The 25,286-nt window shown below is 65.6% G+C and carries 22 protein-coding genes and 1 pseudogene; 15 read left to right on the forward strand and 8 right to left on the reverse strand.

The genetic code is table 11. The features are described 5' to 3' along the window. Positions 1-129: 129 nt before the first annotated feature. The 7 genes from ACI48I_RS01080 to hutI all read left to right on the forward strand — a co-directional run bounded on the left by ACI48I_RS01080 (position 130) and on the right by hutI (position 9,338). On the forward strand, positions 130-1,794 hold the full coding sequence (locus ACI48I_RS01080; protein WP_193688241.1) for an amidohydrolase: 1,665 nt from the start codon (positions 130-132) through the stop codon (positions 1,792-1,794). 104 nt (positions 1,795-1,898) lie between these two features. Continuing rightward, positions 1,899-3,611, forward strand: a complete 1,713-nt coding sequence (gene hutU, locus ACI48I_RS01085; RefSeq protein ID WP_193688242.1) for a urocanate hydratase — start codon at positions 1,899-1,901, stop codon at positions 3,609-3,611. Between the two features lie 23 nt (positions 3,612-3,634). After that, on the forward strand, positions 3,635-5,185 hold the full coding sequence (hutH, locus tag ACI48I_RS01090) for a histidine ammonia-lyase (protein WP_498573084.1): 1,551 nt from the start codon (positions 3,635-3,637) through the stop codon (positions 5,183-5,185). Positions 5,186-5,329: 144 nt separating this feature from the next. Then, positions 5,330-6,118: an N-formylglutamate deformylase gene (gene hutG, locus ACI48I_RS01095; RefSeq protein ID WP_498573085.1), complete on the forward strand. Its 789-nt coding sequence runs from the start codon at positions 5,330-5,332 to the stop codon at positions 6,116-6,118. Then, positions 6,115-7,476 carry a formimidoylglutamate deiminase gene (locus tag ACI48I_RS01100; protein WP_498573086.1) on the forward strand — a complete coding sequence of 454 codons (1,362 nt, stop codon included), beginning with the start codon at positions 6,115-6,117 and terminating at the stop codon, positions 7,474-7,476. Before hutG ends, ACI48I_RS01100 begins: the two co-directional genes overlap by 4 nt. 13 nt (positions 7,477-7,489) lie before the next feature. Beyond that, a complete protein-coding gene (locus tag ACI48I_RS01105) occupies positions 7,490-8,101 on the forward strand; it encodes a HutD/Ves family protein (protein ID WP_227496668.1) in 612 nt (203 codons plus the stop codon). Further along, positions 8,094-9,338 carry an imidazolonepropionase gene (gene hutI / locus ACI48I_RS01110; protein WP_498573087.1) on the forward strand — a complete coding sequence of 415 codons (1,245 nt, stop codon included), beginning with the start codon at positions 8,094-8,096 and terminating at the stop codon, positions 9,336-9,338. The genes ACI48I_RS01105 and hutI overlap by 8 nt, the downstream gene beginning before the upstream one ends. A 91-nt stretch (positions 9,339-9,429) precedes the next feature. Here the strand turns inward: hutI and ACI48I_RS01115 are convergent, their stop codons facing one another. From ACI48I_RS01115 to ACI48I_RS01140, 6 genes are all read right to left on the reverse strand, one after another. Further along, positions 9,430-9,609 (reverse strand): hypothetical protein, encoded by a 180-nt coding sequence (locus ACI48I_RS01115; RefSeq protein WP_498573088.1) that lies wholly within the window; start codon positions 9,607-9,609, stop codon positions 9,430-9,432. Positions 9,610-9,915: 306 nt separating this feature from the next. Then, positions 9,916-10,413 carry a GNAT family N-acetyltransferase gene (locus tag ACI48I_RS01120; RefSeq protein ID WP_498573089.1) on the reverse strand — a complete coding sequence of 166 codons (498 nt, stop codon included), beginning with the start codon at positions 10,411-10,413 and terminating at the stop codon, positions 9,916-9,918. Then, the gene (locus ACI48I_RS01125) at positions 10,410-11,348 is read right to left on the reverse strand and encodes a DMT family transporter (RefSeq protein WP_193688249.1); all 939 of its coding nucleotides are present in this window, start codon (positions 11,346-11,348) and stop codon (positions 10,410-10,412) included. The genes ACI48I_RS01120 and ACI48I_RS01125 overlap by 4 nt, the downstream gene beginning before the upstream one ends. Positions 11,349-11,462: 114 nt before the next feature. Further along, complete coding sequence (locus ACI48I_RS01130; protein ID WP_498573090.1) at positions 11,463-11,909, reverse strand: outer membrane lipoprotein; 447 nt, start codon at positions 11,907-11,909, stop codon at positions 11,463-11,465. 100 nt (positions 11,910-12,009) lie between these two features. After that, the gene (locus ACI48I_RS01135) at positions 12,010-12,465 is read right to left on the reverse strand and encodes an Mpo1 family 2-hydroxy fatty acid dioxygenase (RefSeq protein WP_193688251.1); all 456 of its coding nucleotides are present in this window, start codon (positions 12,463-12,465) and stop codon (positions 12,010-12,012) included. A 56-nt stretch (positions 12,466-12,521) separates the two neighbouring features. After that, positions 12,522-13,472: a LysR family transcriptional regulator gene (locus ACI48I_RS01140; protein ID WP_498573091.1), complete on the reverse strand. Its 951-nt coding sequence runs from the start codon at positions 13,470-13,472 to the stop codon at positions 12,522-12,524. Positions 13,473-13,655: 183 nt separating this feature from the next. On the opposite strand from ACI48I_RS01140, the gene ACI48I_RS01145 reads away from it, so the two are divergent. From ACI48I_RS01145 to ACI48I_RS01170, 6 genes are all read left to right on the forward strand, one after another. Continuing rightward, positions 13,656-13,838, forward strand: a complete 183-nt coding sequence (locus tag ACI48I_RS01145) for a hypothetical protein (protein ID WP_193688253.1) — start codon at positions 13,656-13,658, stop codon at positions 13,836-13,838. Then, positions 13,835-14,695: an alpha/beta hydrolase gene (locus ACI48I_RS01150; protein ID WP_498573092.1), complete on the forward strand. Its 861-nt coding sequence runs from the start codon at positions 13,835-13,837 to the stop codon at positions 14,693-14,695. Before ACI48I_RS01145 ends, ACI48I_RS01150 begins: the two co-directional genes overlap by 4 nt. Before the next feature lie 146 nt (positions 14,696-14,841). Continuing rightward, positions 14,842-16,029 (forward strand): efflux RND transporter periplasmic adaptor subunit, encoded by a 1,188-nt coding sequence (locus ACI48I_RS01155; RefSeq protein ID WP_498573093.1) that lies wholly within the window; start codon positions 14,842-14,844, stop codon positions 16,027-16,029. Between the two features lie 3 nt (positions 16,030-16,032). Then, entirely contained in the window at positions 16,033-19,212 is a 3,180-nt protein-coding gene (locus ACI48I_RS01160; RefSeq protein WP_498573094.1) for an efflux RND transporter permease subunit, read from the forward strand. After that, positions 19,209-20,702: an efflux transporter outer membrane subunit gene (locus ACI48I_RS01165; RefSeq protein WP_498573095.1), complete on the forward strand. Its 1,494-nt coding sequence runs from the start codon at positions 19,209-19,211 to the stop codon at positions 20,700-20,702. The genes ACI48I_RS01160 and ACI48I_RS01165 overlap by 4 nt, the downstream gene beginning before the upstream one ends. Positions 20,703-20,804: 102 nt before the next feature. After that, on the forward strand, positions 20,805-21,353 hold the full coding sequence (locus tag ACI48I_RS01170) for a DNA-deoxyinosine glycosylase (RefSeq protein ID WP_193688258.1): 549 nt from the start codon (positions 20,805-20,807) through the stop codon (positions 21,351-21,353). A gap of 13 nt (positions 21,354-21,366) precedes the next feature. Here the strand turns inward: ACI48I_RS01170 and ACI48I_RS01175 are convergent, their stop codons facing one another. After that, positions 21,367-22,122 carry a DeoR/GlpR family DNA-binding transcription regulator gene (locus ACI48I_RS01175; protein WP_498573096.1) on the reverse strand — a complete coding sequence of 252 codons (756 nt, stop codon included), beginning with the start codon at positions 22,120-22,122 and terminating at the stop codon, positions 21,367-21,369. Positions 22,123-22,197: 75 nt separating this feature from the next. Here ACI48I_RS01175 and ACI48I_RS01180 point away from each other — a divergent pair. Both ACI48I_RS01180 and infA read left to right on the forward strand, forming a co-directional pair. Continuing rightward, positions 22,198-22,761, forward strand: a pseudogene (locus ACI48I_RS01180) (NUDIX domain-containing protein); the annotation flags it as partial. Positions 22,762-23,659: 898 nt separating this feature from the next. Then, complete coding sequence (infA, locus tag ACI48I_RS01185; protein ID WP_193688260.1) at positions 23,660-23,929, forward strand: translation initiation factor IF-1; 270 nt, start codon at positions 23,660-23,662, stop codon at positions 23,927-23,929. A gap of 156 nt (positions 23,930-24,085) precedes the next feature. Here infA and ACI48I_RS01190 read toward each other — a convergent pair whose 3' ends face one another. Further along, positions 24,086-25,258: a tetratricopeptide repeat protein gene (locus tag ACI48I_RS01190; RefSeq protein ID WP_498573097.1), complete on the reverse strand. Its 1,173-nt coding sequence runs from the start codon at positions 25,256-25,258 to the stop codon at positions 24,086-24,088. Between the last annotated feature and the right edge of the window lie 28 nt (positions 25,259-25,286).

The following is a 25,286-nucleotide window of genomic DNA, read 5'->3' on the forward strand; positions in this document are numbered from 1 at the left end:
TCGTTGATTGGCTATTGCTCATCTGAAATCATAACGAAAAAACAGGTGCGCAGGGTGGCCGCCAGTGTCCAAGCCGGGTGGACTTCGCTACACTCATGTTTTGCATTTTATAAATGTCCAGGAGAGTCCATGCAGCCCACCCTCAAGCAGTGTTCCGCGTTCGTCCTTGCCGCTCTCGCTGCCGCCTGCGCGCAGGCGGACACGGCGATCGTCAACGCCAACGGCTACACGCTGAACGCCAAGGGTGACCTGGTGCAGTTCGCCGCGCTCGCATTCGACGACGGGGGCAAGATCCTGGCCGTCGGAACGAACGCCGAGGTGGCGGCCAAGGCGCCCGGTGCGCGCCAGGTGGACTTGCAAGGCAAGACCGTACTGCCGGGCCTGATCGACGCCCACGGCCACGTGTTCGGCCTGGGCCAGATGCTGACCCAGCTCGATCTGTCGGCCACGACCTCGCTGCAGGACGCCTTGAGGGCCATCGGCGACTACGCACGCGCCAATCCAGGCGACGGTTGGCTGCGTGGCCGCGGCTGGAACCAGGAAAACTGGAAACTGGGCCGCTTCCCGACCGCCGCTGACGTCGACGCCGTCGTCAGCGACCGTCCGGTCTGGTTCGAGCGGGTCGACGGCCACGCCGGCTGGGCCAACAGCCGCGCGCTGGCGGCGGCCGGCATCACCGACAAGACGCCGGATCCGGCCGGCGGCAAGATCATGCGCGATGCTGCCGGCCGCGCCACCGGCGTGCTGGTCGACGCGGCGAAGGAACTGGTCGTGAAAGTTCTGCCGGCCCAGACCGAGGCGGAAGGACGCAAGGTCCTCGACCGCGCGCTCGCCGAGATGGCGCGGGTCGGCCTGACCGGCGTCCATGACGCCGGCCTGGGCGTGGCGGAAGACCGCCTGTACCGCGCCTATGCGGACCAGGGGAAACTGAGCGCACGCATCTACGGGATGATCGGCGGCACCCAGGGCGACTTCGATGTGCTGGCGAAGAACGGTCCTGTTAAAACCTATGGCAAGGACATGTACGCGCTGCGTGCCGTGAAACTGTATTCGGATGGGGCGCTCGGCAGCCGCGGTGCGGCCCTGATCGCGCCCTACAGCGACGAGCCGCATTCGCACGGCCTGCTGTTCCACAAGACGGCCCAGATGGACGCGATGATGAAGAAGGCGATGGCGCGCGGCTACCAGGTCAACGTGCATGCAATCGGCGACGCCGGCAACCACCAGATCCTCGACATCTACCAGAAGGAAGTGGGCGCAACGAAAAGCGCAGCCCAGCGCCACCGCATCGAGCACGCCCAGGTCGTGACGCAGGCCGACATCGTGCGCTTCAAAACGCTTGGCATCATTCCGTCGATGCAGCCGACCCACGCCACTTCGGATAAAAACATGGCGGAAAGCCGCGTCGGCCCCGAGCGCATCAAGGGCGCCTACGCCTGGCGCAGCTTCCTGCACCAGGGGTCGCGCATCGCCTGCGGTTCCGACTTCCCGGTCGAATCGCCGAATCCCTTCTTCGGCATCCACGCGGCCGTCACGCGCCAGGACGCGTCGGGCCAGCCGATTGCCGGCTGGTATCCGAACCAGGCGATGTCGCTAAAGGAAGCCTTCCGCTGCTTCACGCTTGACGCAGCCTATGCGGGCCATGCCGAAAACAGCTTAGGCTCGCTGGAGCCGGGAAAATGGGCCGATTTTATCGTCGTCGACCAGGACTTGTTCAAGGTCTCGCCCTACGACATTTATAAAACCGGCGTGTTGCAGACCTGGGTGGGCGGCAAGGCGGTGTATCAACGGTAAGGCATGACAAAATGGATTGACTGGCTTGTATAGACAACTTAGACTCCGAGCATGTCAGGGTGGACGGAAGGCCGTTCGCCCGTCCTTCTCTCCCAGGAGCTGCCATGACCCAAGAATCGCCCCGAGTTGATGTCGATCCCCGTTTCGATCCGACGCGCAGCATCCGCGCCCCGCGCGGCACCGAGCTCAACTGCAAGAGCTGGCTGACCGAAGCCGCCTACCGCATGCTGCAAAACAACCTCGACGCCGAGGTGGCCGAGGACCCGCAGCGCCTGGTCGTGTATGGCGGCATCGGCCGCGCCGCGCGCAACTGGGAGTGCTACGACCAGATCCTGGCGAGCTTGCGCACCCTGGAAGACGACCAGACCTTGTTGATCCAGTCCGGCAAGCCGGTCGGCGTGTTCCAGACCCACGAAAACGCCCCACGCGTGCTGCTGGCGAATTCGAACCTGGTGCCGAAATGGGCGAACTGGGAGCATTTCAACGAGCTCGACCGCAAAGGCCTGTTCATGTACGGCCAGATGACGGCCGGCAGCTGGATCTATATCGGTACCCAGGGCATCGTGCAGGGCACCTATGAAACCTTCGCCGAAGCGGGCCGCCAGCATTTCGAGGGCGACTGGGGCGGGCGCTGGATCCTGACCGCGGGCCTGGGCGGCATGGGCGGCGCGCAGCCGCTGGCGGCCAGCTTTGCCGGCGCTGTTTCGCTGAACGTCGAATGCCAGCAGAGCAGCATCGATTTCCGCCTGCGCACGCGCTACCTCGACAAGCAGGCGCGCGATATCGACGACGCCCTGGCTCTGATCAAGGAGCACACGCATAAACGCGAAGCGATTTCCATCGGCCTGCTCGGCAACGCCGCCGACGTGCTGCCGGAACTGGTGCGCCGCGCCCGCGCGGGCGGCCTGGTGCCGGACCTGGTGACCGACCAGACCTCGGCCCATGACCTGATCCACGGCTACCTGCCGCAGGGCTGGACGGTCGAAGAGTGGAAGGCGGCGCAGGCCGACCCGGCGCAGCATGCGCGTTTAAAAGCTGCCGCGGCGGCGTCGTGCGCGGTGCACGTGCAGGCCATCCTCGACTTCAAGGCGCTGGGCGCCTACGCGGTCGACTACGGCAACAACATCCGGCAAGTGGCGCTGGACGAAGGCGTCGAGAACGCCTTTGATTTTCCCGGCTTCGTGCCGGCTTACATCCGCCCGCAGTTCTGCGAAGGGCGCGGACCCTTCCGCTGGGTGGCCCTCTCGGGCGACCCGGAAGACATTTATAAGACGGACGCCAAGATCAAGGAGCTGTTCCCGCAGCACGCGCAGGTGCACCGCTGGCTCGACATGGCGCGCGAACGCATTGCCTTCCAGGGCCTGCCGGCGCGCATCTGCTGGCTGGGATTGGGCGAACGCCACCTGGCCGGCCTCGCTTTCAACGAGATGGTCCGCACAGGCGAACTGAAAGCGCCGATCGTGATCGGGCGCGACCACCTCGACACCGGTTCCGTCGCCAGCCCGAACCGGGAGACCGAGAGCATGCGCGACGGTACCGATGCCGTCTCCGACTGGCCGCTGCTGAACGCCATGCTGAATACCGCAGGCGGCGCGACCTGGGTCTCGCTGCACCACGGCGGCGGCGTCGGCATGGGTTATTCCCAGCATTCCGGCGTCGTCATCGTTGCCGACGGTACCGACGCCGCCGCGAAACGCCTGGCGCGCGTGCTGGTCAACGACAGCGGCTCGGGCGTCATGCGCCATGCCGATGCCGGCTACGAATCCGCGATCGCCTGTGCCAAGCGCACCGGCCTGAATCTCCCGATGATCAAGTAAAAGTAAAGTAAAAGGCAGTCAACATGAAACACGAAGCACACCATGGCTGGTCCCTGCAACCCGGCGCCCTGACGCTGTCCGACCTGCGCGCGGCCTGGGCCAGCCATTTCCCGATCGCCCTCTCGCCCGAGGCCGCGGCGCCGATCGCGGCGTCGGCCGCATTGGTAAAAACCATCGTCGACAAGGGCGATCCTGCCTACGGCATCAACACCGGTTTCGGCATCCTGGCCAAGGCCCACATCCCGAACGACCAGCTGGAGCAATTGCAGCGCAACCTGATCCTGTCGCACGCGGTCGGCACCGGCGAACTGATCTCGGATGCGGTCGTGCGGCTGATCCTGCTCACTAAAATCGGCAGCCTGGCGCGCGGCTATTCGGGCGTGCGCCCGGTCATCATCGACACCCTGATCGCGCTGTATAACGCCGGCGTGATGCCGGCCATCCCAAGCCAGGGTTCGGTCGGTGCCTCGGGCGACCTGGCGCCGCTGGCGCACATGACCCTCGCCATGCTCGGCGTCGGTCCGGTGCGCTATCGTGGCCAGGTCATGGAAGCAAGCGCAGCCCTGGCGGCGGCCGGCATCGAACCGGTGACGCTGGCCGCGAAAGAGGGCCTGGCCCTGATCAACGGCACGCAGGTCTCGACCGCACTGGCTTTGCATGGCCTGTTCATGGCCGAGCGCCTGGTGGAAGCGGCGATGGTGACCGGTGCGCTGTCGGTGGACGCCGCGCGCGGCAGCGACGCGCCCTTCGATGCCCGCATCCACGCGGTGCGCGGCCAGCCGGGGCAGATCGCCGCGGCTGCCATCTACCGCGAGCTGGTCGCGGGCAGCGCGATCCGCGCCTCGCACCTGGTCGGCGACGAGCGCGTGCAGGACCCGTACAGCCTGCGCTGCCAGCCGCAGGTGATGGGCGCGGTGATGGACCTGGTGGCGAATGCCAGCCGCACCCTGCTGATCGAGGCGAATGCCGTCACCGACAATCCCTTGTTATTCCCCGAGGATGGCGACATCCTCTCCGGCGGTAACTTCCATGCCGAGCCGGTCGCCTTTGCCGCCGACACGCTGGCGCTGGCCATTGCCGAAATCGGCGCCCTGGCCGAACGCCGCATCGCGCTGCTGATCGACGCGAATTTGTCCGGCCTGCCGGCCTTCCTGGTGCGCGAGCCGGGGCTGAACTCCGGCTTCATGATCGCCCACGTGACGGCGGCCGCGCTGGCCTCGGAAAACAAATCGCTGGCTCATCCGGCCAGCGTCGACAGCCTGCCGACCTCGGCCAACCAGGAAGACCATGTCAGCATGGCGACCTTCGCGGCGCGCCGTCTGGACCAGATGGCGCACAATACGGCGGTTATTGTCGGGATCGAGCTGCTGGCGGCGGGGCAGGGGATCGAATTCCACCGGCCCCTGGCCACGTCAAGGCACCTGGAGCACGTGCACGCGCAGCTGCGCAAGCGCGTGGCGCCTTTCGATGCCGACCGTTTCTTCGCCCCCGACATCGAAGCGGCGCGCCAGATGGTGGTCGATGGCGAGCTGTCGGCGTCGTGCAAGGAGTTGTTCGCAGTACTGCACCCATAGGAACCTCGATAAACCTACTGCGCGTCGTAGGTTCGGTCTGCGATGCTCGCTGTACATTCGTACAGCTGTGCTTCTCGACCAAACCTACTTCCGCTCGCTACGGTTTCTCGAGGTCCCTGTAAACTAATTTCAACAGGAGTCGTAATGGATTTCCGGTTCAAGACAGGCGACGCGCCGATGCTGCTCTCGATGCCCCACGTGGGCACCGACATTCCCGACGAGGTGGCCGCGCACATGGCGCCCTGCGCGCTGGCGAAAGCGGACACCGACTGGCACCTGGCCGAACTCTACGCATTTGCGGACCGCCTCGGCATCTCGACCTTGAGTGCCCGCTGGTCGCGCTATGTCATCGACCTGAACCGGCCGCCCGAGAATACGAACTTGTATCCGGGCCTGGATACGACCGGTCTCTGCCCGGTCGATACCTTCGGGCGCGAAAGCCTGTACCAGGAGGGGCGCGTGCCGGATCAGGCCGAGGTGGCGCGGCGCCTGGAGCGTTACTGGCAGCCCTACCACACCCAGCTGCGCGCCGAGCTGGGGCGCCTGCTGGCGCTGCACGGACGGGTGGTGCTGTGGGATGCGCATTCGATCGCCTCGCACGTGCCGCGTTTCTTCGAGGGCCGGCTGCCAGACCTGAATTTCGGGACTGCCGAGGGTAAATCCTGCGATCCGGGTCTGGAAAATGCCGTCCTCAAGGTGGCACGTGCCCAGGACCGCTTCAGCATCGCGGTGAACGGCCGTTTCAAGGGCGGCCACATTACCCGCTTCTATGGCCAGCCGAAGGAGGGCGTCCACGCGATCCAGCTCGAGATGTGCCAGTGTTTATATATGGACGAAACGCCCCCCTTCGCCTACCGGCCTGAAGTCGCGGCCGAGGTCCAGCCGCTCCTGAAGGACATGATTGGCGCAGCGTTGGCCTGGGTGCACACATGAACGCCCTGTTCGCGCGCCACGCGCTGCTGCCGGATGGCTGGCAGGGCGACGTGCTGATCGAATGGGATGCGCGCGGCGACCTGACACGGGTGCAGCCCGGTGCCCGTCCGCCGATCGGCGTGCCGCGCGCCGATTACGTGGTGCCGGGCATGGTCAACCTGCATTCGCACGCGTTTCAAAGGGCGCTGGGCGGCCTGACCGAAAAGGCGGGAGATGGACCCGACAGTTTCTGGACCTGGCGCGAGCTGATGTACCGCTTCGCCGCCCACATCACGCCCGAGCAGGTGGAAGCCATCGCGGCCCAGCTGTTCTCCGAATGCCTGCGCCATGGCTACACGGCGCTGTGCGAATTTCACTATATCCAGCGCGATCCGGCAGGAGACATGTACGCGCGGCCCGCCGAGATGGCCGAACGCGTCGCGGCCGCCGGCCAGCAGGCCGGCATCGGGCTGACCATGCTGCCGGTCCTGTACAGCCACAGCGGCTTCGGCGAACAGCCCCTGAAACCGGAGCAGAAGCGTTTTCAAACGGATGTCGATACCGTGCTGCGCATTGTCGAAGCCCTGGAGCCGCTGCGCGGCGGCCAACTGGAAGTCGGCGCGGCGCCGCATTCGCTGCGCGCGGCCGGCATCGAACAAATCCGGGCGCTGGCGGCTGCGCTGCCGCGCGAACGCCCGCTGCACATCCACATCGCCGAGCAGCAGGCGGAAGTCCGGCAAAGCCTGGACTTCTGCAGGCAGCGTCCGGTCGAATACTTGTTCAACCAGCTCGCCGTCGACGCGCGCTGGTGCCTGGTGCATGCGACCCACCTGAACGAGGGGGAGCTGGCGCAGCTGGCCGCCAGCGGCGCCGTTGCCGGCCTGTGCCCGACGACCGAAGCCAACCTGGGCGATGGCTTGTTCCCGCTCGGCGAATACCTGGCGGCGGGCGGGCGCTGGGGTATCGGCAGCGACAGCCACGTGTCGCAGAGCCCGGTCGAAGAACTGCGCTGGCTCGAGTACGGCCAGCGCCTGGTGCACCAGCGCCGCAATGTCGCCGCCACGCCAGCGCGGCGCGACGTGGCATTGAACCTGTGGCAGGATGCACTCGGTGGCGGCGCCCAGGCGGCCGGGCGGCCGGTCGGGGCGTTGGCGCAGGGGCGGCGCGCCGACCTGCTGGTGCTCGATTGCTCCCATCCGAACCTGGATGGCGTGTGCGAGTCCGATGTGCTCGGCCGTCTGGTATTCTGCGGTAACGACAACCTGGTGCGCGACGTGCTGGCCGGCGGCCGCTGGGTGGTGCAGGGCGGGCGCCACATGGCGCAGGAAGCGATCGGGCGCCGCTACCGGCAAGCCATCCAACGATTGCGCGAAGTATAAGCATGAGCGAGGCATGAGCATGAATATCCTGATTCCGTTTGCCGGCCTGTCGGCAGTCCCGTGGAAGAACGGCGGCGGCAGCACCACCACGATCGCGATCGGCCCGCCCGAGGCCGGCTTCGACGACTTCGACTGGCGGGTCAGCCTCGCCACGATCGCGGAAGACGGTCCCTTTTCTCGCTTCCCCGGCGTCGACCGCACGCTAGCGCTGGTCGACGGCCACGGCATGACGCTCGATATCGACGGCAGCGAACGCGTGATCATCTGCGAGAGCGGCCCGGTGCTCGCCTTCGACGGCGATTCGGAAGTCAACGCCAAGCTCAATCGCGGCCCGACCACCGACTTCAACGTCATGACCCGCAGCGAGCGCTGCTATCACCAGTTCGGCCGCCGCCGCCTGGCCGGCAAATCGCGTTTCGTCGCGCGCGCCGACCTGACCCTGCTGTTCCTGGCCGAGGGCGATACCCTGGAAATCGCCAGCGACGCCGAGCGCATCAACATGGTGCGCTACGACGCCGTGCTGTTCGACCCGGGAACCATCTGGTCGATCGAGGCGAACCAGGCGGTGATCTTCATTGTCGACATTTTCTATTACAACGAGGACGAGGAATACGAAGATGAGTGAGCGCCACGGGCCGCGCTATGACGCGGTGTTTGCGAACGTGAACCTGGCCACGATGGTCGAGGGCTTCGGCGAAGTCAGGGATGGCGCGATCGCCGTGCACCACGGCCGCATCGCCTGGCTGGGCCCGCGCCGCGAGGCGCCCCGTGCCGCCGTCATCCACGACTGCGACGGCGCCTGGCTCACGCCCGGCCTGGTCGACTGCCACACCCACATCGTCCACGCCGGCAACCGCAGCGACGAGTGGGAGGCGCGCCTGGAAGGTGCCAGCTACGAAGACATCGCGAGAAATGGCGGCGGCATCATGTCGACCGTGCGCGCCACCCGTGCCGCGAGCGTGGTCGACCTGCTGCGCGAAAGCGCGCCGCGCGTCTCGCAACTGCTGGCCGAAGGCGTCACCACACTCGAAATCAAATCCGGCTACGGGCTGAACCTGCAGGGCGAAGCGAATCTGCTGCGCGCCGCGCGCCGTATCGGCGAACTGCTGCCGGTGAAGGTGCGCACCACCTTCCTCGGTGCGCATGCGCTGCCGCCGGAGTTTATTGACCGTCCCGACGACTACATCGCCGAAGTCACCGAACGCATGCTGCCGCTGCTGGTGAAAGAAAACCTGGTCGACGCCGTCGACGCCTTCTGCGAGCGCATCGGTTTCAGTTATGACCAGACCGAACGCGTGTTCGCCGCCGCTCGCAAGCTCGGGCTGTCGGTGAAACTCCATGCCGAACAGTTATCGGACCAGCGCGGCGCCGAACTGGTGGCGCGCTACCGCGGCCTGTCGGCCGATCACCTGGAACACGTGACGCCGGCCGGCGTCGCCGCCATGGCCGCTGCCGGCACCGTTGCCGTGCTGCTGCCCGGCGCCTGGTATTTCCTGCGCGAGACGCAGGCGCCGCCGATTGCCGCCCTGCGCGAAGCCGGCGTGCCGCTGGCGGTCGCCTCCGACTGCAACCCCGGCACCTCGCCAATGAGCTCGCTGCTGCTGGCGATGAACATGGCCTGCACCTTGTGGCGCCTGACGCCGCGCGAGGCCCTGCAGGGCGCCACGGTGAACGCGGCGCGCGCGCTGGGCCTGCAGGACCAGGTCGGCACGCTGGAAGTGGGCAAGCGGGCCGATTTTGCGCTGTGGGACATCAAGCGGCCGGCCGAGCTGGCGTACGCGATCGGGTTCAATCCCTGCCAGGCGGTCGTGAATGGCGGCGTGATGCGGGCGCGGGATGTGGAATTGCCGGCGGGGTTTTAAGGCAGTTGCGCGGTAGCGGGCGGAACGAGCGGCCGTCCAGCTTGATAAAACCGTTCGGCGCGGGCGGATGCCTGTCGCCTGCGCGACATCGTCACAGCGACTGCAGCTTCGACCGCGTCGCCGACACAGCCCGGTGCAGTATCCGCTCCGCATGGAAATCGTTCTCGCGCTGGGCGGCGATGTGTTCCAGGCTGCGCTTGTAATTGTCCAGGCGGGAGCGTAGCCACGCCTTGTAGAGCCGCGCGGTAATCGGTTTCAGACTTGGTTTCATAGGGTCCCCTTGTGCGAAGAACACATTGTCGGGGACACCCATTCCTTGCATTTGTGTTCACTCAATCGTGCAACAGCGCTTACCGAACCTTGAGCAGGGTCAATTCGCCCATCTCCAGCTCGGTAATTATAGGTATCAGACAATCCGTAAGAGAGGTAAGCAATTGTAAGAACAACGGCTCCCGGCGATCTCACGCGGCTATAGTGAAATCGTTGATTTCCAGTCTCCCCTCCCCATTGACTCAATGGGTTCGCCCACGGCACCTCCCGGTCCCGTGGGCTTTTTATTGCCGGGCGATTTGGTTGATCAATCCGCGCGGCGCGCCAGGTGATCGAGCGCCTCGCCGGTGACGCGGCAGATGCGCCATTCCGGCAGGATCTCGGCGCCCATCGTCTGGTAGAAGCCGATGGCCGGCTCGTTCCAGTCCAGCACCGACCACTCGAAGCGGCCGCAGTTGCGCTCCACGGCGAGCTGGGCCAGCTTCGACAGCAGTGCGGTGCCGTAACCCTTGCCGCGGTGCGATTGGCGCACGTACAGGTCTTCGAGGTACAGGCCCTTCTTGGTGAGGAAGGTCGAGAAGTTGTGGAAGAACAGGGCAAAGGCGACAACTTCGCCGTTTTCCTCGCCGACGATCGCTTCGCAGGCCGGACGGGAGCCGAACAGGCCGTCGTGCAGCAGCTCTTCGGTGGCGACGACCATGTGCTCGAGTTTCTCGAACACGGCCAGCTCGACGATCATCGAGTGGATGTGGGTGACGTCGGCAGGTTCGGCGGGACGGACGGAAAAATGGGTGGCAGCGGTCATTGGATTTCGGTTGCGTTGTTCAAAGTAACGGTGTGCACGGGTTTGGCTGCGGGTGCGAGCAGGGCCCAGGCCACGCTGCCCAGGCACAGCAGCATGCCCAGGAATTCGACGGGACCGGGACGGTAATGTTCGAGTTGGATGGACAGCAGCACCGACAGCACCGGCGTGATGACGCCGATGTAGACGGCTTTCTGCGGCCCGATGCGGTTGATCAGGGTGAAATAGGCGAGGAAGGCGATCACCGAGCCGAAGATCGACAGGTATAACAGGCCCAGGGTATACGAAAGGGTCGGCGGCAACACGAAGCGCTGGCCGGTCAGCAGGACGTAGACGGCCACCAGCGCCGTTCCCCAGAACATCGACCAGGCGGTGGTCAGCATCACGTTGCCCGACTGTTCGCGCACCTTGCCGACGACGATGCTGCCGGCCGAGCTGGCAATCGTCGCGACCAGGGCCAGGATGACGCCCAGCAGGAAATGCCCGCTGCCGCCCGCCTGCACGTCGCGCCAGGCGGCGCCGATCGAATGATAAAAAAGCAGGGCCACGCCGCCGGTGGCGACCGCGCCCGCGCCCCAGGTGCGCGCCGCGATCGGGGTGCCGTAGAACACGCGGCCCAGCACCGGCGTCCAGAACACCATCAGCGCGAACAGCACGGCCACCAGGCCCGAGACCACGACTTCCTCGGCCTGGTAGGTGCAGATGTACGACAGGCCGAAGGTCGCCATGCCTTGCAGCATCAGCCACTTCTGGGTGCGCCAGGGCAGCTGCAGTTTGACACCGCGGCCGATGCAGATGGCGAACAGTACGCTCGATGCCAGCGCGAAGCGGTAGACCACGGACACCGCCGGCGGGACCTCGCCCAGCTGCAAGGTAATGGCAAAGAAGGTCGAGCCCCAGATGAGCGAGGCAATGGTAAACAGGGCGGAAGAAGGCATCGCGGAAGTATACGTGCTTTCCCCATTTCCTGCCGTCTACAAGTTGGAAAAACACGGGCGCACGGCGGGGCTGGCGCCCCCTTGTGGCGAGGCCGCATCAACCGGAAGACGCGCTCAGTGCGTCACACGCGTCATGTAGCCATTGCTCAGCAGGCGCACCCGCTCGCCGGGGCGGAACAATTCGTCGGCGGCCTGGGTGACGGCGCGCAGCTCGCCGCTGTCGAGTTTGACGGTGATTTCGAAGCCGGGACGGTTGTTGGCGCCCGCCTCGACCCGCTGGCCGATCAGTCCGCCTGCAATGGCCCCGACGATGCCCATCGCCGCCGAGCCATTGCCACGGCCGGCCTGGGAGCCGGCCAGACCGCCCAGCGCCGCGCCGCCCATCGTACCGACGCCCGACTCCGGATTGACGATGACGACATTGCGCACCGACTCGACCGTGCCGGTGCGCACGACTTGCTCGTTCTGGGTCTGGTAGGCGCGGTAGACATTGCCCGACTGCGGCGTGCTGGCGCAGCCGGCCAGCAGGGCCGCGATGATGAAGAGGGAAACAGCTTTCATGACGGCCTCCGGGAAACGCACTGCGTTTTCGAAAGCTTACTACTGGAAGGCGGGCCGCGCCGCACACGTCGTTGCGGCGAACCGACTCAGTAGGCCAGATTCAATAGGCGAGATTCAGGCGCCGGTACAGGAAGCCCAGCACGAACAGCGGCCCGACCAGCAGGAAGCGCAGGTCCTCGAGAAACGACGGTTTCTTGCCCTCGATCTTGTGGCCGATGAACTGGCCGATCCAGGCGACGACGAAGACGGCGATCGACAGCGGCAGTACCGTCATCGGCGGCATCGCGGCCAGGATCGCCAGCATCAGGATAGACATCGCCAGCATGCCGACCGCGAACGGCTTCGACAGCTGCAGGTAATACCACATCGCGCCGGCCACGGCGGCCAGGGCGACGACCGGGTGCAGCGCCCACAGGATGCCGAGCAGAGAGAAGACGATCACCGGCACGCAGACGAAGTGAATCAGTTCGTTGGTCGGATTGCGATGGCTCTCGCTGTACTGGGCGAGCAGGGCGTCGATGTTGCGCGTGTTGTGCGACTGTGCGGTCTGGTCCATGGGCGTCTCCGGCCGAATTGTTATGCGAAGATTCTACACCCGTTACGGCCGCGAAATCAGGCGGCAAGGCCGGCCGCCGGCGCGACTGCCGGCTGCGCGCCGAGGCGCATCTGCGGGTGATTCGCGAACACCTCGGACACCCATTCCACGAACACGCGCACCTTGGCCGACATGTGGCGGTTCTGGGGGTAGACGATGTGCACCGGCAGCGCATCGCTGACCCAGTCCGGCAACACCTGCACCATGCGTCCTTCCTCGACGTGGCGCATCAGGAGGTAATCGGTCATCTGCACGATGCCCAGGCCCGCCAGGCCCGCCTGCACATAGGTGTTCGAATCGTTCAGGGCGATCACGCCCGGCATCGGCACCTCGATCCGCTCGCCGTCGCGGTTGAAATCCCAGTCGTAGACTTTACCCGTCTTGGCCGAAAAATAGTTGACGCAGCGGTGGCGGACGAGATCGTTCGGATGCTGCGGCATGCCGTAGCGCGCCAGGTAGGCGGGGGAGGCGGCGGTGACGAAGTTGATGATGCCGACCCGCCGCGCAATCAGGCTCGTGTCCAACAGGGGCCCGCCGCGCACGGCGCAGTCGACGCCTTCCTCGACCAGGTCGATCGGCCGGTCGGTGCTGCCCAGCTCCAGCGTGATGTCGGGGTAGCGCTCGAAAAACGAGGGGAGCGCAGGCACCAGGATCTCGCTCGACAGTCCGGTCGGCGTGTCCACGCGCAGCCGGCCGCTCGGATTGATGCGCATGCGCGACAGCGACTCCTCGGCTTCGCGCACGTCGGACAGGATGCGCACGCAGCGTTCATAGTAGGCGGCGCCGTCGGAGGTGACGGTGACCATGCGCGTCGTCCGGTGCAGCAGCTTGGCCGAGAGCGAGGCTTCCAGGGCCTGCACCAGGGTCGAGACGCTCGCCTTCGGCAGGTCGAGCACCTGCGCGGCGCGCGTAAAACTGCCGGTATCGACCACCTGGACGAACACTTCCATCGCCTGCAGCTTGTTCATATACCGCCTCTTTAATCCATTCTTAAGCTTATTGTTCGCGAAATCCGAACAATGGATTCGCAAATGCCATCTTTATCAGATTGTAGATGATGTCTATAGTGTCCGTACTGGAGCATCAATGACGTGGCAAATCGGAGCAGCAGAATGAACATTCGGAACATTCGGGGAACGCGGGACAGCATCGTGGCAACGGTCGCACTGGCGATCAGCACCGTGGCGATGGCGAGTGTCGTTGGCAGCGGCGCTTATGCGCAGGCGGCCGGTGCCGAAGCGCGTGGCATGCATGCATTGTCGACCGTGATGTCGCATTCCCTCTGCAACGAGAACCCGACCCTGGCCGCCGTTTCGCCGGAGGTGACGCCATGAACAACCGTCTCGATGTGGCGAACGCCATCGCGGACGAGGTCCGGGTGCGCGAACTGGAAGTAAGCGGAGAACAAGGCCCTTTGAAGGCGCGCCTGTACGCCGCCGGCCCCGCCAAGACCAGGCGCGATACCCTGGTCGTCTTCTTCCACGGCGGCGGCTTCGTTGCCGGCGACCTCGATGATGCCGACGGCTTCCTGCGCCACCTGGCCGGCGTCAGCCATACCCCGGTGATCCTGGCGTCGAATTACACGCTGGCCACCGTGCGCCCCTTCCCGGCCGCCGTCGAGGATGCCCATGCCGTGCTGCTGTGGGCCAAAAAGAACAAGACCAAACTTGGCTGGAACGGCAAGCATCTGCTGGTGGCCGGCATCGAGGCCGGCGCCAATCTCGCCGCCGTCTGCGCCCTGATGTCGCGCGACCGAGGCGCACCGAAACTGGCCGGCCAGATCCTGTTGATGCCGATGCTCGACCCGGGCCTGTCGACCTGCTCGATGCGCGAAATGCCGCAGTGTGCCGACAAAGCCAGGCTGGCCGACAGTTGCGCCGCCGCCTACCGCGGCTACCTGCCGAACGCGGCCGACCGTACCCACCCGTACGCGTCTCCGCTGCAATCGAGCCGCCTCAAGAATTTGCCGCCCGCCTTGATCCTCTCGGCCGACGACGACCCATTGCGCGACGAGGCCGAAGCCTACGGCGCAAAACTTGCCAGCTTCGGCGTGCCGACCACGGTGCGCCGCATGCTGCCCGCCCCGCAAATGGCGGACGACCGTAACGAATGCGCCTGCGAACAATCGGCGCTGGTCGAAATTGCCGACTTCATCGCAAGTCTCGAGGAGCAGGGGGCTCCTCCAGCCTGAGTCAGCACCTTTCCTGATTTTCCACATTCACTGAACTGGACAACCGCGCCACCCGGCGCGGCGGGGCCCGCTTTTTCCTGTGATGCGTCATGGGCGGGACGGGTGTCGCCATCTTTTTAACATTCTCACAAGAAAAAGGGGTCAACATGAGAAACCTGACACAACTTTCAAGCGCGGCCAAGCCGCTGATCGCTGCATTGGCAGCGGTCGGCCTGATCGGGCTCTCGCTCGCCGGCTGCGACAACGCGACCGGCAAGACTGCCGCGCCGGCGGCGCCAGGCGCGCCGCCGGTCTCGGCCGCCATCGTGCTGGAAAAGCCGATCGCCGAGACCCAGGAATTCTCCGGCCGCCTGGAAGCGATCGAACGGGTCGAGATCCGTCCGCGCGTCAGCGGTTTCATCACCGCTGTCAACTTCAAGCCGGGCAGCGAGGTGAAAAAGGGCGACGTGCTGTTCGTGGTCGACCCGCGTCCCTACCAGGCCGAAGCCACGCGTGCCCAGGCCGCCGCCGCATCGGCCCGTGCCAAGGCCGATCTCGCCAAACGTGAACTGGCGCGCGCCGAGAGTCTGATGGCCGATAAAGCCATCGCCCGCCGCGAGTTCGACGAAGCCGCCGCCAGCCAGAAGGAACTCGAAGCCAATGCCGGCGCCGCCCAGGCCCAGTACGAAGCGGCGCGCCTCAACCTCGCCTATACCCGCATCGTGTCGCCGATCGACGGCCGCGTCTCGAAAGCCGAGATCACGATCGGCAACCTGGTCGACGCCACCGCGGTGCTGACCTCGGTCGTCTCGCTCGAGCGCATCTACGCCAGCTTCGACGGCGACGAGGACACCTATCTGCGCGTCGGCGCCAAGGCGCGGGACGGCGCGCCGGTGGCGGTGCGCGTCGGTCTCGCCAACGAAGAGGGCTTCCCGCATGAAGGAAAACTCGAATTCGTCGACAACCAGCTCGATACCCGTACCGGCAGCGTGCGCATGCGCGCCGCCTTCGACAACAAGGATGGGGCGCTGGTGCCCGGCCTGTTCGCCCGCGTCCAGCTGGGGGCAGCAGACAGCCGCAAGGCGGTCGTCATCAACGAGCGGGCAGTGGGCACGGACCAGAGCCGCAAGTTCGTGTTCGTGGTCGGCGCCGACGGCAAGGCCGAATACCGTCCGGTGATCCTGGGCCCGGTGGTCGACGGCCTGCGCGTGGTGCGCAGCGGCGTGAAACCGGGCGAAAAAATCGTCGTCAACGGTCTCCAGCGCGTGCGTCCCGGCGCACCGGTGGCGCCGCAGATCGTCCCGATGGACAGCGCAGCGCCAGTGGCTTTGGCTGCTGCGAACGTGAAGGAATAAGCCATGAACTTCTCACGCTTCTTTGTCGACAAACCGATTTTTGCCGTCGTGCTGTCGGTGCTCGTCTTCGTGTCGGGCCTGATCGCAATTTTCCAATTGCCGGTTTCGGAATACCCGGACGTGGTCCCGCCCTCGATCGTGGTGCGCGCCCAGTACCCGGGCGCCAACCCGAAGGTGATCGCCGAAACCGTGGCCGCGCCGCTGGAAGAGCAGATCAACGGCGTCGAGAACATGCTCTACATGTCCTCGCAAAATACCTCGGACGGCGCGCTGATGCTGACGGTGACCTTCGCCATCGGTACCAACGTCGAGCAGGCCGAGACGCAAGTGCAGAACCGCGTCCAGCGCGCGCTGCCGCGCCTGCCGGAAGAGGTGCGCCAGATCGGCGTCACGACGGTGAAAAGCTCGCCGAACCTGACGATGGTGGTGCACCTGAATTCCCCGGACGGCCGCTATGACGACCTGTATCTGCGCAACTACGCGACCCTGAACATCAAGGACCGCCTGGCGCGCATCGAGGGCATGGGAGAGGTGCAGCTGTTCGGCTCCGGCGACTACGCGATGCGTGTCTGGCTCGACCCGCAAAAGGTGGCTGCGCGCGGCCTGGTCGCCGGCGACATCGTCGACGCGATCCGCGAACAGAACGTGCAGGTCGCGGCCGGCGTGATCGGCCAGGGACCGGCGAAGGACGCCGAGTTCCAGCTGACCGTGAATACGCAAGGCCGTCTGCAGACGGTCGAGGAATTCGGCAGCATCATCGTCAAGACCGGAGAAGACGGCTCGACGACCTTGCTGAAAGACGTGGCGCGCCTGGAAATGGGTTCGAATTCCTATGCCCTGCGCTCGCTCCTGAACAACAAGTCGGCGGTGGCCATCCCGATTTTCGAGGCGCCAAATGCGAATGCGCTGCAGCTGTCGAAAGACGTGCGCGCCACCATGGCCGAACTGTCGAAAGAGTTTCCGGAAGGTGTCGAATACAGCATTGTGTACGACCCGACCCAATTCGTGAGCGAGTCGATCGACTCGGTCATCCACACCCTGGTCGAAGCGATCGTGCTGGTGGCGATCGTCGTGATCGTGTTCCTGCAAAGCTGGCGCGCATCCATCATCCCGCTGCTGGCCGTGCCGGTGTCGGTGGTCGGCACCTTTGCCGTGATGCTGATGTTCGGCTTTTCGATCAACACCTTGTCCCTGTTCGGGCTGGTGCTGGCGATCGGCATCGTGGTCGACGACGCGATCGTCGTGGTGGAAAACGTCGAGCGCAACATCACCAACGGCCTGAACCCGCATGACGCCACGATCCAGGCGATGCGGGAAGTGTCCGGCCCGATCATCGCCATCGCGCTGGTGCTGTGCGCCGTGTTCGTGCCGATCGCTTTCGTCTCCGGCCTGACCGGCCAGTTCTACCGCCAGTTCGCCCTGACGATCGCGATTTCGACCGTCATTTCGGCCTTTGCTTCGCTGACGCTGGCCCCGGCCCTGTCCGCCGCGCTGTTGAAAGCGCACGACGCGCCGAAGGACCGCCTGACGCGTGGCATCGACACGGTCTTCGGCCGCTTCTTTGCCGCCTTTAACCGCTTCTTCGGCCGTGCCTCGCACCGTTACGAAGGCGGCGTGCAGACGGTCCTGCGTCGCAAGACCATGTCGCTGGCCGTGTATGCGGTGCTGGGTGTGGCGGCCCTGTTCATGTTCAAGGCGGTGCCGCCGGGCTTCGTGCCGCAGCAGGACAAGGCCTATCTGATCGGTTTCGCCCAGCTGCCGGACGCCGCCTCGCTCGACCGTACCGACGCCGTGATCCGCCGCATGTCGGCCATCGCCAAGGAAATCCCGGGCGTCGATTCCTCGGTGGCCTTCCCGGGCCTGTCGATCAACGGTTTTACCAATGCGCCGAACGCCGGCATCGTGTTCACGACCTTGAAACCGTTCAGCGAGCGCCACGGCAAGGAGCAGTCCGCGGAAGCGATCGCCGCCGAAATCAACAAGCGCATGGGCGCCGTGGAAGACGCCTTCGTGATGGTGCTGCCGCCGCCACCGGTGAGCGGCCTGGGGACCACCGGCGGTTTCAAGATGATGCTGGAAGACCGCGGCAACCTCGGCTACGACGCGCTGTACAAGGCGGCGCAGGCGATGCAGGCCAAGGCCTGGGCCGATCCGCGTTTGCAGGGCGTGTTCTCGAGCTACCAGATCAACGTGCCGCAGCTGTTCGCCGACATCGACCGGGTAAAAGCCAAGCAGCTCGGGGTGCCGCTGCAGACCATCTACCAGACCTTGCAGGTGAACCTCGGTTCGCTCTACGTGAACGATTTCAACCAGTTCGGCCGGACTTACCAGGTGCGGGTGCAGGCGGACGCCCAGTTCCGCTCGCAGCCGGAGCAGATCGCGCAGCTGAAGGTACGCAGCGTGAAGGGCGAGATGATTCCGCTGTCCTCGCTGATGCAGGTGAAGGACAGCTATGGCCCGGACCGCGTGCAGCGCTATAACGCCTATGTGACGGCCGACATGAACGGCGGCCCGGCGGCCGGCGTCTCCTCGGGCCAGGCGCAAGCCATCTTCGAGCAGATCGCGAAAGAGACGCTGCCGAAAGGGATCGCGTATGAATGGACGGATCTCACCTACCAGGACATCCTGTCGGGGAATACCATGGTCTTCGTCTTCCCGCTGTGCGTGCTGCTGGTGTTCCTGGTGCTGGCCGCCCAGTACGAAAGCTGGACGCTGCCGCTGGCCGTGATCCTGATCGTGCCGATGTCGATCTTGTGCGCCCTGGTCGGCGTCAAATTGACCGGCGGCGACAACAACGTGTTCACCCAGATCGCGCTGTTCGTGCTGGTGGGACTGGCCTCGAAGAACGCGATCCTGATCGTGGAATTCGCCAGGGAGCTGGAACACCATGGCCGCAGCGTGATCGACGCCGCACTGGAAGCGAGCCGCCTGCGCCTGCGTCCGATCCTGATGACCTCGATCGCCTTCATCATGGGTGTGGTGCCGCTCGTGTTCAGTAGTGGCGCCGGCGCCGAGATGCGCCATGCGATGGGCGTCGCCGTGTTCGCCGGCATGCTGGGCGTGACCTTCTTCGGCCTGTTCCTGACGCCGCTGTTCTACGTCCTGCTGCGCACCTTCGCCAAACGTTTCGAGAAGCCTGCCGCCGCTCCTGCGGTGGTGGCAGTGGAAGGAGTCGCACAATGAAATCGATGATTGCACGCGGTATTGCACCCCGCTTCATAGCCCCGCTATTGGCGGCACTGCTGCTGACCGCCTGCGCCGCGCCTGTCTTCAGGCAGCCTGCGCTCGATACGCCGGTGGCGTTCAAGGAAGCGGCCCCTGTTCTCACCGCTGCCGACGGTAGCCGCTGGGCCCCGGCCCGCCCGGCCGAGCAGCAGCCGCGCGGCGAATGGTGGCTCGCCTTCCAGGACCCGGGACTGACGGAACTGGTCGACGAGGCGAGCAAGAACAACGCCAGCCTGGCCGTGGCTGCGGCGCGCGTGAAACAGGCAAGGGCGATTGCCGGAATTGCGCAAGCGGAGCGCATGCCGCAGGTCGGCCTGGGTGTCGGTGCCCAGCGCGCCCGGCCATCGGCATTGGAATCGGGCCTGCCGCAGGGCAGTGCGCTTGCGCCGCACACCAGCTACAGCGCCAGCCTGAGTGCCAGCTACGAAGTCGACCTGTTCGGCCGTGTGAGTTCCAGCGTGGAAGCGGCGCGCCAGGATGCCGGCGCCAGCGAGGCCAGTTACCGCTCGGTGCTGCTGTCTCTGCAGGCGGACGTGGCGCAACAGTGGTTCCGCCTGCGCACCCTCGACGCCGAACTGGCGACCGTCGACGACGCGGTGCGCCTGCGCGAGGAAAGCGTGCGCGTCAACCAGCGCCGTTTCGACCTGGGAGATATCGGCGAATTCGACCTGACCCGCGCCAAGACCGAACTGTCGGCCACGCGGGCCGAGGCGATCGGCCTGCAGCGCCAGCGCACGAATGCCGAACACGCACTCGCCGTGCTGCTGGGCCGTCCGGCCGCGCGCTTCACGGCGAGTACCAGTCCGCTGCCGGAGGGCGTCGCGCTGCCGGCGATTCCCGCCGGACTGCCCTCGACCCTGCTCGAGCGCCGGCCCGACATCGCCGCCGCCCAGCGCACGATGGAAGCGGCGAATGCCCGCATCGGCGTGGCGCGCGCCGCCATGTTCCCGGCGCTGAACATCAATGCCGCGGGCGGCGGCGTCGGCGGCACGATGGCCGAGGTGTTCAATTGGAGCAGCCGCTCCTGGGTGCTGGGCGCGCTGCTGTCGCTGCCGATCATCGACGGCGGCCGCAACAAGGCCAACGTGACGCGCAGCGAGGCGGCGCTGGAAGAGTCGGTCGCGGCGTACCGGCAAAGCGTGCTGGTCGCCTTTGCCGAGGTCGAGGACAACCTGGCCGGCGTGCGCATCCTGGCCGAGCAGGGTGTAGAGGTCGACGACGCCGTGCGCTCGGCACGCCGTTCGGCGGAACTGGCGCGCAAGCTCTACGATGCCGGCCGCTCGAGCTACCTCGACCTGCTCGACGCCCAGCGCAACCTGGCCTCCGTCGAGCGCAGCGCGGTCCAGCTGCGCGGCAACCAGGTGCTGACGACGGTTGCCCTGATCCGGGCGCTGGGCGGCGGCTGGGATGCGCCGGCAGCGCAAACGCTGCCGCTCGCCGCGCGCTGATTCGATCCCTGGTTTTATCGTGTGCCCCTTGCGGCGAACCCCTGGCGGGTTCGCCGTTTTTTATGTGCGGCCCCGCCGAGCGGGCGAGGCTACAATCGGCGCATGACGACTTCGGCACCGATTGAATCCACCCTGCTGACCGGCCTGGCGCCGGTACTCGCCCCAGGCATCCGCATCCTCATCCTCGGCAGTTTTCCGGGCGCGCGGTCGCTTGCCGCCGCCCAGTACTACGCGCATCCGCGCAACCAGTTCTGGCGCCTGGTCTCCGCATTGGTCGACGAAGACCTCGCGGCGCTGCCTTACGAACAGCGCCTGCCGCGCCTGCTGGCGCACGGCATCGGCCTGTGGGACGTATTGGGTGCCTGCGAGCGCGAAGGCAGCCTCGATTCCGCCATCCGCAAACCGGCCGCCAACGATTTCGAGCGCCTGCACGCGCTTTGCCCGGAATTGAAAACGGTCGGCTTCAACGGCCAGGCGTCAGGAAAATTCGCGGGCCAGTTCGAACAGGCCGGCTACCGGACCGTCGTGCTGCCGTCCAGTTCACCGGCCCACATGGCGCTGAGCTTCGAACAGAAGCTCCAAATCTGGCGCCAGCTGGTCGCAAGCGACGCGCCCGATCTCCCTGCCCCGGCCCAGGGCTCCCTGCTGTGACCTTCCCGCCCGCTTACGCCAGGTGAATTGAAATCCCACGCTTGCGGTAGGGTGCGAGGATCTCTTCCGACACGCTTGCCATCGTCACCAGTCCCGAGAGCTCGTCCAGCGGGATGACCTGGTAAGGGGAAGCCGTCGCCAGCTTTTCGGGGGAGGCCAGTACGATCGTCTCCGCGGCCGCCGCACTGAGGGCGCGCTTCACGCAGGCTTCTTCGAAGTCGCCGGTCGACAGGCCGGCCTCCGGGTGCACGCTGCACACCCCCATAAAATACACGTCGGCGCGCACTTGCCGGATCGCCTCCACGGTCGCCGAACCGACGCCCACCACCGAATGCTTGAACAGGCGCCCGCCCAGCATGATCACCTCGACGCCCGGATGCGTGCTCAGCTCGACGGCGACCGAAGGGCTGTGCGTGATCACGGTCGCTTGCAAGTCCCAAGGCAGGTGCCGCACCAGTTGCGCTGAGGTGGTGCCGCCGTCGATGAAGACGACCTGTCCCGGCTGGATCAGTTGCGCGGCGACGCGGCCGATGGCGCTCTTGTCGTCGACGGCAATGTGCTGGCGCGCCGTGAAATCGGCCATCGCAGGCGAGGCGGGCAGGGCGCCGCCGTGGACACGCTGCAGCAGGCCTTCTCCGGCCAGTTCGCGCAGGTCGCGCCGGATCGTGTCTTCCGATACGTCGAGCAGGCCTGCAGCGGCCTTGGCGACGATTTTGCCTTCCTGCTTGAGCAAGTCCAACAGGATGAGTTTTCGCTGGGAAGTCAACATGGCTACACGATTTATCTTGATATTGCACGATTTTGCACGATAGTATGCAAGAGTGCAAACTATTCGGAGAAAGTCATGCAGGAACGCGTCCGTATTCGTCACGAGCAATTGCTGGCTGACGATTGGCATGTGCTGAAAAAGACCACCTTCGACTATTGCCGGCGCGACGGCCGCTGGCAGACGCTGACCCGCGAGACCTACGACCGCGGCAATGGCGCCACCGCGCTGCTGTACAACCGCGCGCGGCGCACGGTGCTGCTGACGCGCCAGTTCCGTTTTCCCGCCTATGTCAATGGACATGACGGCTTCCTGATCGAGGCGGCTGCTGGCCTGCTCGACAAGGCCAGCCCGGAACAGCGCATCCGCGCCGAACTGGAAGAGGAAACCGGCCGCCGCATCGGGCACCTGGACAAGGTATTCGACGTCTTCATGAGTCCCGGATCGGTCACGGAAAGGCTCCACTTCTTCGTCGGCGAATACGACGCCCGCTCGCAAGTGGGCGAGGGCGGTGGCCTGGAAGCGGAAGGCGAGGACATCGAGGTGCTCGAGCTCGATGCCGACGAAGCCATGGCGATGGTTGCACGCGGCGAAATCATGGACGGCAAGACCATCATGCTGCTGCAGTACCTGCATTTGAACCTGCTCGCGCCGCGCAGCATGATGATCCTGATTGCCGGTCCTTACCGTTCCGGGACCGGCGACGATCCGGCGCGCCTGGCGGCGAATGTGGCTGCGATGGAGGCATGCGCCTTGCCGCTGTACGAGCGTGGACACGTGCCCGTGCTGGGCGAATGGCTGGCGCTGCCCATCGTCCATGCGGTCGGATCGCAGGCCATTGGCGACAGCGTGTACGACGCCATCTTCCATGCGCATTGCGAACGTCTGCTCGCGCATTGCGACGCGGTCCTGCGTATCGGCGGCCCGTCGGCGGGTGCTGACCGGATGGTCGCGGCAGCCGAGCGGCGCAGGCTTCTCGTCTACCGCGACCTGACCGAGGTTCCCTGCGTGGCGTCCGCGGTATCGGCTGAACTGTTGCAGGCGAGCGGTGAATAAACCGCTCGTCCATACGTCGTTTGCCGATCCGTGTTACACTGGTTCCAGTCGTCGAGGCCTCAAGGCCTGGAAGACATCCCGCAGCAGCCCGCAACGCGATATGTGTAATGTCGCCAGCGACCAGCCGAGCGGGATTGTGATTCGAGATACGTTGGTCGACTTACACCGATGGAGGCACCACGCAGATAGCGCGGGCGTCCAGGGCTCCGCACCTTGCAGATAGCATCGGCTGGAGCAGCGATACAAGCATTGGCAAACCATTGAAACGAAGCCCGCAGCAAGCGGGCTTTTTTTTCTTCCCGCGCAGGTCGGCGTCCGGCTGCAGTCCCGGATCGAAGCCGCCGCCGTCAACTGTCCGCCAGATAGCGGCCCATTCACCTCTTATTCCGATCCAGTCAAGCTTCAGGCACTGGCATCGAGCAGCATCGTCGCGGCGCCGTCATCTTGCGCCAGCTTGAAACACCCATCTTTAAAGGAAAACACCATGGCAAAAGAAGAACTCATCGAAATGAATGGCCTCGTGACCGAAGTGCTGCCGGAACTGCGCTTCCGCGTCGATCTCGACAACGGCCACAAGCTGATCGCCTACACCTCGGGCCGGATGAAAAAAAACCACATCCGCATCCTGGCCGGCGACAAGGTGACGCTGGAATTGTCGCCTTATGACCTGAACAAGGGCCGCATCGTGTTCCGTCACATCGAAACACGCGGCGCCCCGGCGCCACGTACGGGCGGCTTCCAGCGCCGCCGCTGAGCGGGCGCCGTTAAGTCGTTGGTGGCTGGACCTCGATGCGTGCAACGCGCCCATCGGGATCCGCCATCGTCGCAGCGGCGCGGCCATATAATCGCGCCCCCAGGACGGCTCCTGCTCCTGGCGAGCCGTCCTTACTCCCTTCAGTTCTCCACCGCCTCAATTGCGGCGCGTTCCGGCTCCGATGCCGCGCAGGTGCGCCAGCTTCGCCGAATAGCGCTCGCGCGTTTCGCCGCGCACGCTCGTATCGCGCGCCAGCGCCAGCTGCTTCTCCGCCGTTCCCAACTCTCCCAGCTGCATGTTTGCGATGCCGAGCCAGAAATGGAACTCGTCGTTGTAGGGCGCGCGCGCCACTTCGCGGGCGAACAGTGCGCGTGCTTCTGCGAACCTCCCGGCCGTATAGGCGCGCATCCCCTGGTCGAAGTAGTGATAAGGCGGCGCCGGATAGAGGCGCGCCAGCCGCTGTGCCAGCGCCGCGGACTCGGTGCCTTTGCCGTTGGCGGCCAGTACCGGGGCCAGGTTCTGCATCACGACCAGGCTGTCGGGTTCCTGGTCGAGGGCGGCGCGGTAGACCTGTTCGGCCAGCAGCGAGCGTCCGCTGCGCTCGTAGACGACGCCCAGGGTGTTGAGCGCGGCCGTCAAGGCCGGTTTTTTCAGGAGGGCGCCGCGCGCCCACCAGTAGGCGTCGGTGTAGCGCCCCTGCGCCAGTTCTTCCGCCGCGCGGTTGTTCATGTAGCGCGCGACGATATCGGCTTCGTCGAGAAAGCGCACGCGCTCGCTGGCCTGGGGCGGCAGCGGCACGAAATCGACGGTCAATATGGCCGAGGTGTCGTAATCGCCGCGCGGTCCGCCTGCGCCGAGCACCAGGTTCACGTGCGAACTGACGAGGTAGAGCGCACGGTCGCGGCTCCAGGTTTCCTCGACCTGCACCTCCTGGAAGCGCACGCTCATGCCCAGTTCGCGCGCGAAGGCGGCAGTCATGATCACCAGCGACAGGCAGTTACCCTTGCGCGCGGCATAGGTCTCGGCGGCCGTACCGGTGTAGGTGGAATCGTAGTCGAGCGCGAGTTCGTGGCGGTCGTAAAGGGCGCGCAACAGGCCTGATGCCTGACCGTTCTCGCGCAGGAGCGTGCGGAAGGCTGTGCTGTTGAGGTGATGCCGCATCGCGGGGCTGAGTGCGAACAGGCCGTTCGCATCGACCCGTGCCGCTGGCGGCGGAAAGGCGGCGTCGTCGAGGAGGGCGGCGATGCGGCTGGTGGAGACAGGGGGCTGGCCCACGTGGGCGCAGCCGGACAGCAACACGAGCAGCGACAAAATCCAGGTTCTCATCATGCCTCCCAGCCGGTAGCGACACTTCAGT

Source organism: Massilia sp. LXY-5, from assembly GCF_059801075.1.